Origin of the sequence: Streptococcus sp. (assembly GCF_032481935.1) — a bacterium.
Classification (GTDB): Bacteria; Bacillota; Bacilli; order Lactobacillales; family Streptococcaceae; genus Streptococcus.
Window position 1 is genome coordinate 1 of the sequence record NZ_JAWERU010000055.1, and the last position, 9272, is coordinate 9272.

The 9272-nt window shown below is 41.3% G+C and carries 10 protein-coding genes; all 10 read left to right on the plus strand.

The window, feature by feature from the left end:
* Window positions 1–206 precede the first annotated feature (206 nt).
* The 10 genes from proB to frr all read left to right on the plus strand — a co-directional run bounded on the left by proB (window position 207) and on the right by frr (window position 9172).
* Window positions 207–1316: a glutamate 5-kinase gene (proB, locus tag E7C97_RS08470; protein WP_316108886.1), complete on the plus strand. Its 1110-nt coding sequence runs from the start codon at window positions 207–209 to the stop codon at window positions 1314–1316.
* A 9-nt stretch (window positions 1317–1325) separates the two neighbouring features.
* Entirely contained in the window at window positions 1326–2588 is a 1263-nt protein-coding gene (locus tag E7C97_RS08475) for a glutamate-5-semialdehyde dehydrogenase (protein ID WP_316108888.1), read from the plus strand.
* 4 nt (window positions 2589–2592) lie between these two features.
* Entirely contained in the window at window positions 2593–3390 is a 798-nt protein-coding gene (proC, locus tag E7C97_RS08480) for a pyrroline-5-carboxylate reductase (protein ID WP_316108889.1), read from the plus strand.
* Between the two features lie 119 nt (window positions 3391–3509).
* The gene (gene tmk / locus E7C97_RS08485) at window positions 3510–4148 is read left to right on the plus strand and encodes a dTMP kinase (protein WP_316108890.1); all 639 of its coding nucleotides are present in this window, start codon (window positions 3510–3512) and stop codon (window positions 4146–4148) included.
* Window positions 4145–5035: a DNA polymerase III subunit delta' gene (locus tag E7C97_RS08490; RefSeq protein WP_316108891.1), complete on the plus strand. Its 891-nt coding sequence runs from the start codon at window positions 4145–4147 to the stop codon at window positions 5033–5035. Before tmk ends, E7C97_RS08490 begins: the two co-directional genes overlap by 4 nt.
* A 29-nt stretch (window positions 5036–5064) precedes the next feature.
* Window positions 5065–5382, plus strand: coding sequence for a DNA replication initiation control protein YabA (yabA, locus tag E7C97_RS08495; RefSeq protein WP_001034369.1), 318 nt, complete (start codon window positions 5065–5067; stop codon window positions 5380–5382).
* A 2-nt stretch (window positions 5383–5384) separates the two neighbouring features.
* The gene (rsmI, locus tag E7C97_RS08500) at window positions 5385–6263 is read left to right on the plus strand and encodes a 16S rRNA (cytidine(1402)-2'-O)-methyltransferase (protein WP_316108892.1); all 879 of its coding nucleotides are present in this window, start codon (window positions 5385–5387) and stop codon (window positions 6261–6263) included.
* Window positions 6264–6449: 186 nt separating this feature from the next.
* A complete protein-coding gene (gene trmFO, locus E7C97_RS08505; RefSeq protein ID WP_316108893.1) occupies window positions 6450–7784 on the plus strand; it encodes a methylenetetrahydrofolate--tRNA-(uracil(54)-C(5))-methyltransferase (FADH(2)-oxidizing) TrmFO in 1335 nt (444 codons plus the stop codon).
* Window positions 7785–7870: 86 nt separating this feature from the next.
* Complete coding sequence (gene pyrH, locus E7C97_RS08510) at window positions 7871–8605, plus strand: UMP kinase (protein WP_000433488.1); 735 nt, start codon at window positions 7871–7873, stop codon at window positions 8603–8605.
* 9 nt (window positions 8606–8614) lie between these two features.
* Window positions 8615–9172 (plus strand): ribosome recycling factor, encoded by a 558-nt coding sequence (gene frr / locus E7C97_RS08515; protein ID WP_001262232.1) that lies wholly within the window; start codon window positions 8615–8617, stop codon window positions 9170–9172.
* The last annotated feature ends 100 nt before the right edge of the window (window positions 9173–9272 follow it).

Consider the following 9272-nt stretch of genomic DNA (forward strand, 5'->3'; position numbering starts at 1 on the left):
GGGTGGACGTACTGTTGGTTCAGGTATGGTTACAGAAATCGAAGCTTAATTCGATTTAGTTCCCAGAAGAACAATTATTTAAGTCAGACACTAAAAGAATCTTGCTATGCAAGGTTCTTTTTTTGCGATCAAAAGTGAGAGAGTTCCTTTTTTACAATTTCATAAAATCATGGTAAAATGGTTAAATATTAAATTTGGAGAAAAATATGAAGTACAAGCGTATCGTATTTAAAGTGGGAACTTCATCGCTGACACATAAAGATGGAAGTTTATCTCGCAGTAAAGTAAAAGCTATCACGCAACAGCTTGCAATGCTGCATGAAGCAGGTCATGAGCTGATTTTGGTGTCTTCTGGGGCTGTTGCAGCAGGTTTCGGAGCCTTAGGATTTAAAAAACGACCGACCAAGATTGCGGATAAGCAAGCTTCAGCAGCGGTTGGTCAAGGATTGCTTCTGGAAGAATATACAACAAATTTGCTCTTAAGACAGATTGTTTCAGCGCAAATCTTGCTGACCCAGGATGATTTTGTCGATAAGCGACGTTATAAAAATGCCCATCAAGCTTTATCTGTCCTTCTCAATCGTGGCGCGATTCCTATTATCAATGAAAATGACAGTGTCGTTATAGATGAGCTCAAGGTCGGAGATAATGATACGCTCAGTGCTCAGGTAGCTGCAATGGTGCAGGCAGATCTTTTGGTCCTCTTAACAGATGTAGACGGTCTTTATACTGGTAATCCTAACTCGGATCCAAGAGCTAATCGTCTGGAGAGAATTGAGACCATCAATCGAGAAATTATAGATATGGCTGGTGGTGCTGGATCTTCAAATGGAACAGGTGGTATGTTGACGAAAATAAAAGCTGCTACCATTGCGACAGAGTCAGGTGTTCCCGTATATATCTGTTCATCCTTGAAAGTCGATGCTTTAATTGAAGCAGCTGAAGAAACTCTTGATGGTTCTTTCTTTGTTGCACAGGAAAAGGGACTTCGTACCCAGAAACAATGGCTAGCCTTTTATGCCAAAAGTCAGGGAGCAATTTGGGTTGATAAAGGGGCGGCAGAAGCCCTCTCTCAACATGGAAAGAGTCTCCTTTTATCAGGGGTTGTAGATGTTGAGAGCAATTTTTCTTATGGTGATATTGTAACAGTATTTGATAAGGAAACTGGAAAATCACTCGGAAAAGGTAGAGTGCAACTAGGTGCGTCGGGGCTCAAAGATGTCCTTCGTTCTCAAAAAGCCAAGGGAGTCCTGATTCATCGTGATGACTGGATTTCTATCACTCCTGAAATCCAACTACTCTTTACAGAATTTTAGAGGTAAACTATGGTAAGTACACAAGAACAATTTGAACTGGTACAGGCAGTTAAAAAAACCATCAATACTGCTAGTGAAACAGTAAAAAACCAAGCTTTGCTAGCTATGGCCGATCACTTATTGACGGCTACTGAAGAGATTTTAGCGGCCAATGCCCTCGATATGGAAGCGGCCAAGGGTAAAATCTCAGATGTTATGCTCGATCGTCTTTATTTGGATGCAGGTCGTATCCAAGCGATGGCAACAGGCATTCGTGATGTGGTTGCTTTACCAGATCCAATCGGTGAAGTCCTAGAAACAAGTCAGCTTGAAAATGGTTTGGTCATTACTAAGAAGCGTGTGGCTATGGGGGTTATTGGCATTATCTATGAAAGTCGTCCAAATGTGACATCTGATGCAGCTGCCCTTGCTCTCAAGAGTGGAAATGCGGTTGTTCTTCGGAGCGGTAAGGATGCCTACCAAACAGCTCATGCTATTGTTACAGCCTTGAAGAAGGGCTTGGAGACAACGACTATTCATCCAGATGTCATTCAATTAGTAGAAGATACTAGCCGTGAAAGTAGTTATGCCATGATGAAGGCTAAGGGTTATTTAGATCTGCTTATTCCTCGCGGAGGTGCCGGGTTAATCAATGCTGTCGTTGAGAATGCTATTGTGCCAGTTATCGAAACAGGTACAGGGATTGTTCATGTCTACGTTGACAAAGATGCGGATGAAGACAAGGCACTGTCTATTATCAATAACGCTAAAACTAGTCGTCCTTCAGTCTGCAATGCCATGGAAGTGCTGCTTGTTCATGAAGACAAGGCGGCAAGCTTCCTTCCTCGTTTGGAGCAAGTTCTAGTTACCGATCGAAAAGAAGTTGGTTTTGAACCGATTCAATTGCGTCTAGATGAGAAAGCTAGTCAATTTATTTCTGGGATAGCAGCGGAGCCACAAGATTTTGACACTGAGTTTTTAGACTATGTCCTAGCTGTTAAAGTAGTTTCTAGTCTTGAGGAAGCTGTAGAGCATATCGAAGCTCATAGCACCCATCATTCAGATGCGATTGTGACTGAAAATGCTGATGCTATAGCTTACTTTACAGATCAAGTAGACTCGGCAGCGGTTTATGTCAATGCTTCGACTCGTTTCACTGATGGTGGCCAATTTGGTCTGGGTTGTGAAATGGGGATTTCTACTCAGAAATTACATGCGCGTGGTCCAATGGGCTTGAAGGAATTGACTAGCTACAAATATGTGGTTACTGGTGATGGACAGATAAGGGAGTAAAGATATGAAGATTGGATTTATCGGCTTGGGGAATATGGGTTCCAGTTTGGCTAAGACTGTCTTGCAGGCAAAAACGAGTCATCAGATTCTCCTTGCTAATCGTAGTCAAGCTAAGGTGGATGCTTTTATTGCCAATTATGGTGGTCTGGCTTCTAGTAATGACGAAATCTTTGCAGAAGCAGATGTGATTTTTCTAGGAGTAAAGCCAGCTCAATTCTCAGAACTGCTTACTCAATATCAGTCAATCCTTGAGAAACGAGAAAGTCTTCTTTTGATTTCCATGGCAGCTGGTTTAACCTTGGAAAAACTCGCTAGTCTTCTTCCAAGTCACCATAGGATTATTCGTATTATGCCTAATACCCCTGTTGCTATTGGGCAAGGAGTGATTAGTTATGCCTTGTCTGCAAATTGTCATCCAGAAGACAATGAACTATTTTGTCAACTGTTAGCCAAGGCTGGCCAGTTAGTTGAATTAAGCGATGGTTTAATAGATGCAGCAACAGGACTTGCAGGCTGTGGACCAGCCTTTGTCTATCTATTTATCGAAGCTTTGGCAGATGCAGGAGTTCAAACAGGATTGCCAAGAGAAACGGCATTGAAAATGGCGGCTCAAACAGTAGTTGGTGCAGGTCAAATGGTACTAGAAAGTCAGCAACATCCTGGAGTCTTAAAAGACCAAGTTTGCAGCCCTGGAGGTTCGACCATTGCTGGTGTAGCAAGTCTAGAAGAACATGCTTTTAGAGGAACCGTTATGGATGCTGTCAATCAAGCCTACAAAAAAACTCAAGAATTAGGCAAATAAGAGGTGAGCGTTAAAACTCAACCTCTTTTTTTCTTACAAAGAAGGAAATGAAAAAAGCTTTTCACAAATCCCTATTTTTTTGATAGAATAGAAGAGAGAAAAATAGAAATGAGTCAGACATGTCAAAAGGATTTTTAGTCTCTCTTGAGGGACCAGAGGGAGCAGGAAAAACAAGCGTTCTTGAAGCCCTAATCCCTATATTAGAAGATAGGGGAGTGGAAGTTTTAACAACCCGTGAACCAGGTGGGGTCTTAATTGGAGAAAAAATTCGCGAAGTTATCCTAGATCCTAGTCACACTGAAATGGATCCTAAGACTGAGCTTCTCCTCTATATTGCTAGTCGTCGACAACACTTGGTGGAAAAGGTCTTACCAGCACTTGCAGCTGGAAAACTGGTTATCATGGATCGCTTTATCGATAGTTCTGTTGCTTATCAGGGCTTTGGGCGTGGTTTAGATATCGATGCCATTGATTGGCTTAATGAATTTGCGACTGATGGACTGAAACCTGATTTGACTCTTTATTTTGATATTGAGGTCGAAGAGGGACTGGCACGTATTGCTGCCAACAGTAATCGGGAAGTCAATCGTTTGGACATGGAAGGTCTGGATCTACACCGAAAAGTTCGTCAGGGTTATCTATCTCTTTTGGAAAAGGAAGCAGACCGCATTGTAAAAATTGATGCTAGTCTACCACTTGATCAAGTGATTGAGAACACGCAGCAACTACTTTTTGATAGGATGGGACTACGGAGATGAAGCAAGAGCAATTAAGAGCTTGTCAACCTCTACAATTTGAACGTTTTGTCCATATCTTAGAGCAAGGGCAGCTTAATCACGCCTATCTCTTTTCAGGTAATTTTGGAAGTTTAGAGATGGCCCTTTTTTTGTCTAAAAGTCTCTTTTGTAGTGAGAAAACTGGTATTTTTCCTTGTGAAAAATGTCGGAATTGTAAATTGATTGAGCAGGAAGAGTTTCCTGATGTGACCATAATTAAACCTCTGAATCAAGTTATTAAGACGGAACGTATTCGAGAATTAGTTGGTCAATTTTCCCAGTCTGGTATTGAAAATCAACGTCAGGTCTTTATTATCGAGCAAGCTGAAAAAATGCATGTGAATGCTGCAAATTCACTCTTGAAGGTTATTGAAGAGCCACAAAGTGAGATTTATATTTTCTTTTTGACCGATGATGAAGAACAGATGTTACCAACGATTCGAAGTCGAACACAGATTTTCCAATTTAAGAAGCAAGTCTCTACTTTAATGTCACAGCTTGAAGAGGCTGGTTTAGTAAAAAATAAAGCTAAGCTATTGGCTCAGTTTAGTCAATCACAGGCAGAGGCTGATAAGCTAGTGCATCAAGCAGGATTTTGGACACTAGTAGATGAAAGTGAACGCCTCTTTTCTTGGCTTTTAGCCCATAAAAAAGAATCCTATTTGCAGGTTGCGAAACTAACGAGTTTGGCTGATGATAAAGAAAAGCAAGATCAAGTGCTCAGAATTTTAGAGGTACTAGCTGGTCAAGAGATTCTCAATGTTTCAGCTCGGAATATTTTGCAAAATCTCGTCCAAACTCGTAAAATGTGGCGGGCCAATGTTAGCTTTCAAAACGCTTTGGAATACCTGGTTTTACAAAAAAATTAAAGTGAAGATAGATTATAGAAAGGGCTGTAATGAATAAAAAAGAATTATTTGATGCTTTAGATGACTTTTCACAGCAATTGTTGGTAACCTTGGCAGACGTCGAAGCCATCAAAAAAAATCTCAAGAGTCTGGTAGAGGAAAATACAGCTCTTCGTTTAGAAAATGATAAACTGAGAGAACGTTTGGGAGAGGTTGAGGAGACAGCTCCAGCCAAAACGAAACATGTAAGGGAAAATGTCCGTCGCATTTATGAGGACGGTTTTCATGTTTGCCGTGACTTTTATGGTCAACGTCGAGAGCAAGATGCGGAATGCATGTTTTGTGATGAATTGTTATTTAGGGAGTAAGTATGCAGATTCAAAAGAGTTTTAAGGGACATACTCCCTATGGTAAGCTTTATCTAGTCGCAACGCCAATTGGTAATCTAGATGATATGACTTTTCGCGCCATTCATACCTTGAAAGAGGTCGACTGGATCGCGGCAGAAGATACTCGTAATACTGGACTTTTGCTCAAGCATTTTGAGATCTCAACCAAGCAAATTAGTTTTCACGAACATAACGCCAAGGAAAAAATTCCTGATTTGATTGGTTTGTTGAAACAAGGTCAAAATCTTGCCCAAGTATCTGATGCGGGGATGCCTAGTATTTCTGACCCGGGTCATGATTTGGTCAAGGCTGCCATTGAAGAAGATATCGCAGTTGTCACGGTTCCAGGAGCCAGTGCAGGAATTTCTGCCTTGATTGCTAGTGGCTTGGCACCCCAACCTCACATTTTTTATGGTTTCTTACCACGAAAATCGGGCCAACAAAAGCAATTTTTCGAAGCGAAAAAAGCTTATCCAGAAACTCAGATTTTCTATGAATCTCCTCGCCGTGTGGCAGATACGCTAGAAAATATGCTAGAAGTCTACGGTGATCGCTCGGTGGTCTTGGTTAGAGAATTGACTAAAATCTTTGAAGAATACCAACGTGGAAAAATTTCAGAATTACTGGAAAGCATCGCTGAAACACCGCTCAAAGGCGAATGCCTTATCATTGTAGAAGGTGCTAGTCAAGAAGTAGAAGATAAGGATGAAGAGGATTTATTTTCTGAGATACAGGACCGCATTCAGCAAGGCATGAAGAAAAATCAAGCCATTAAGGAAGTTGCGAAGATTTACCAATGGAACAAAAGCCAGCTCTATGCTGCCTACCACGAATGGGAAGAACATCAGGAAAACAACTAGACAGGGAAGTTTGCCTTCTTCCCTTTTTTTGTTATACTAGAAGAAGAAAAAAATAGAAAGATTTGTGGGAGTGAAAAAGTCCGGGGGACTTTTTCAGCCTGAGCCAAGAAATTCGAAAGTGAAGTAAGTCTGTGGACTTTTTCAATGTGAATTTTATCTTCTCACTCCCAAAGAGGTATTAGTGTCGTGTCTCAATCTTATATCAATGTTATCGGTGCGGGATTGGCAGGTTCTGAAGCAGCCTACCAAATCGCGGAGCGTGGTATTCCAGTTAAACTTTATGAAATGCGTGGTGTCAAGTCAACACCTCAGCATAAAACTGACAATTTTGCCGAGTTAGTTTGTTCGAATTCCTTGCGTGGGGATGCTCTTACAAATGCTGTCGGCCTCCTCAAAGAAGAAATGCGTCGCCTAGGTTCTCTTATCTTGGAATCTGCTGAAGCAACCCGTGTTCCTGCAGGTGGTGCCCTTGCGGTTGACCGCGATGGTTTCTCGCAAATGGTTACTGAAAAGATTGCCAATCATCCCTTGATTGAGGTCGTTCGTGACGAAATTACAGAATTGCCAACGGATGCTATTACAGTTGTAGCGACTGGTCCTTTGACTAGTGATGCCCTTGCTGAGAAAATTCACGCACTTAATGGCGGTGATGGTTTTTATTTCTACGATGCTGCAGCGCCTATTGTGGATGTTAATACGATTGATATGAACAAGGTTTATCTCAAATCTCGTTATGATAAGGGAGAAGCAGCCTATCTCAATGCTCCTATGACCAAACAAGAGTTTATGGATTTCCATGAAGCCTTGGTCAATGCAGAAGAAGCTCCGTTGAATTCTTTCGAAAAAGAAAAATACTTCGAAGGCTGTATGCCAATCGAAGTCATGGCCAAACGAGGCATCAAAACCATGCTCTATGGTCCTATGAAACCAGTTGGTTTGGAGTATCCAGACGATTACACAGGTCCTCGTGATGGAGACTTTAAAACTCCTTATGCGGTCGTTCAGCTTCGTCAGGACAATGCTGCAGGTAGTCTTTATAACATCGTTGGTTTCCAAACTCACCTTAAATGGGGAGAGCAGAAGCGTGTCTTCCAAATGATTCCAGGTCTTGAAAATGCTGAATTTGTTCGCTATGGTGTTATGCACCGTAATTCTTATATGGATTCACCAAATCTTCTTGAGCAGACCTATCGTTCTAAGAAACAGCCAAATCTATTCTTTGCTGGTCAGATGACGGGTGTGGAAGGCTATGTTGAGTCAGCAGCATCAGGTCTAGTAGCTGGTATTAACGCAGCTCGTCTTTTCAAGGGTGAAAGTGAAGCTATTTTCCCAGAGACAACGGCAATTGGAAGTCTAGCTCATTACATCACCCATGCGGACAGCAAACACTTCCAACCAATGAACGTCAATTTCGGAATTATCAAGGAATTGGAAGGCGACCGCATTCGTGATAAGAAGGCTCGTTATGAAAAAATTGCAGAGCGTGCCTTGGCTGATTTGGAAAACTTTTTATCCGTTTAAAATTTTCAAAAGAATAACTCATGAGACTATAAAATTCTCAAAAAATGTGATAAAATAGTTTGAATAAAATAAAGGAGCGAAGTCAGGTGGAACCCAAATATAAACGTATTTTGATTAAGTTATCAGGTGAGGCACTTGCTGGCGAACGTGGTGTCGGAATTGATATCAAAACTGTTCAAGCAATGGCTCAAGAAATTCAAGAAGTACATAACTTAGGAATTGAGATTGCTCTCGTAATCGGAGGAGGAAATCTCTGGCGTGGAGAACCTGCTGCAGAAGCTGGAATGGATCGTGTTCAAGCAGACTATACAGGAATGCTTGGAACCGTTATGAATGCTCTTGTGATGGCAGATTCATTGCAACAAGTTGGTGTGGATACACGTGTTCAAACAGCCATTGCTATGCAACAAGTAGCAGAACCTTACGTTCGTGGTCGTGCCCTTCGTCATCTTGAAAAAGGACGCATTGTTATCTTTGGTGCGGGAATTGGTTCACCATACTTCTCAACAGATACAACAGCAGCCCTTCGTGCAGCTGAGATTGAAGCGGATGCTATCTTGATGGCTAAGAATGGTGTCGACGGCGTCTACAATGCCGATCCTAAGAAAGATAAAACTGCTGTTAAATTTGAAGAGTTGACTCACCGTGACGTGATCAATAAAGGTCTCCGTATCATGGACTCAACAGCTTCAACACTTTCAATGGACAATGATATTGACTTGGTAGTTTTCAACATGAACCAACCAGGAAATATTAAACGTGTTGTATTTGGTGAAAATATCGGAACTACAGTTTCAAATAATATCGAAGAAAAGGAATAAGAAATCATTATGGCAAACGCAATCGTAGAAAAAGCAAAAGAGAGAATGACCCAATCTCACCACTCACTTGCTCGTGAGTTTGGAAGTATTCGTGCTGGCCGTGCTAATGCTAGCTTGCTTGACCGCATCCACGTTGAGTACTATGGTGTTGAAACACCACTTAACCAAATTGCTTCTATCACAATCCCAGAAGCGCGTGTCTTGTTAGTAACACCATTTGACAAATCATCTTTGAAAGATATCGAACGTGCTTTGAATGCTTCAGACTTAGGTATTACACCAGCTAACGATGGTTCTGTTATTCGCTTGGTAATCCCAGCTCTTACAGAAGAAACTCGTCGCGACCTTGCTAAAGAAGTGAAAAAAGTCGGTGAAAATGCTAAAGTTGCTATCCGTAATATTCGTCGTGATGCTATGGACGAAGCTAAGAAACAAGAAAAAGCAAAAGAAATCACTGAAGACGAATTGAAGACTCTTGAAAAAGATATTCAAAAAGCAACAGACGATGCTGTTAAACACATCGACGAAATGACTGCCAACAAAGAAAAAGAAATCTTGGAAGTCTAAGAAATAAACAGAAAAACTCAGTTGGCATTGCTGGCTGAGTTTTATTCGAAAGAAGGAAATATGAATACAAATCTTGCAAGTTTTATCGTTGGACTCATCA

What these genes read in the sequence shown, in the direction of transcription:
- proB (WP_316108886.1), top strand. Translation starts at nt 207, where the DNA reads ATGAAGTACAAGCGTATCGTATTTAAAGTGGGAACTTCATCGCTGACA.
- E7C97_RS08475 (WP_316108888.1), top strand. Translation starts at nt 1,326, where the DNA reads ATGGTAAGTACACAAGAACAATTTGAACTGGTACAGGCAGTTAAAAAA.
- proC (WP_316108889.1), top strand. Translation starts at nt 2,593, where the DNA reads ATGAAGATTGGATTTATCGGCTTGGGGAATATGGGTTCCAGTTTGGCT.
- tmk (WP_316108890.1), top strand. Translation starts at nt 3,510, where the DNA reads ATGTCAAAAGGATTTTTAGTCTCTCTTGAGGGACCAGAGGGAGCAGGA.
- E7C97_RS08490 (WP_316108891.1), top strand. Translation starts at nt 4,145, where the DNA reads ATGAAGCAAGAGCAATTAAGAGCTTGTCAACCTCTACAATTTGAACGT.
- yabA (WP_001034369.1), top strand. Translation starts at nt 5,065, where the DNA reads ATGAATAAAAAAGAATTATTTGATGCTTTAGATGACTTTTCACAGCAA.
- rsmI (WP_316108892.1), top strand. Translation starts at nt 5,385, where the DNA reads ATGCAGATTCAAAAGAGTTTTAAGGGACATACTCCCTATGGTAAGCTT.
- frr (WP_001262232.1), top strand. Translation starts at nt 8,615, where the DNA reads ATGGCAAACGCAATCGTAGAAAAAGCAAAAGAGAGAATGACCCAATCT.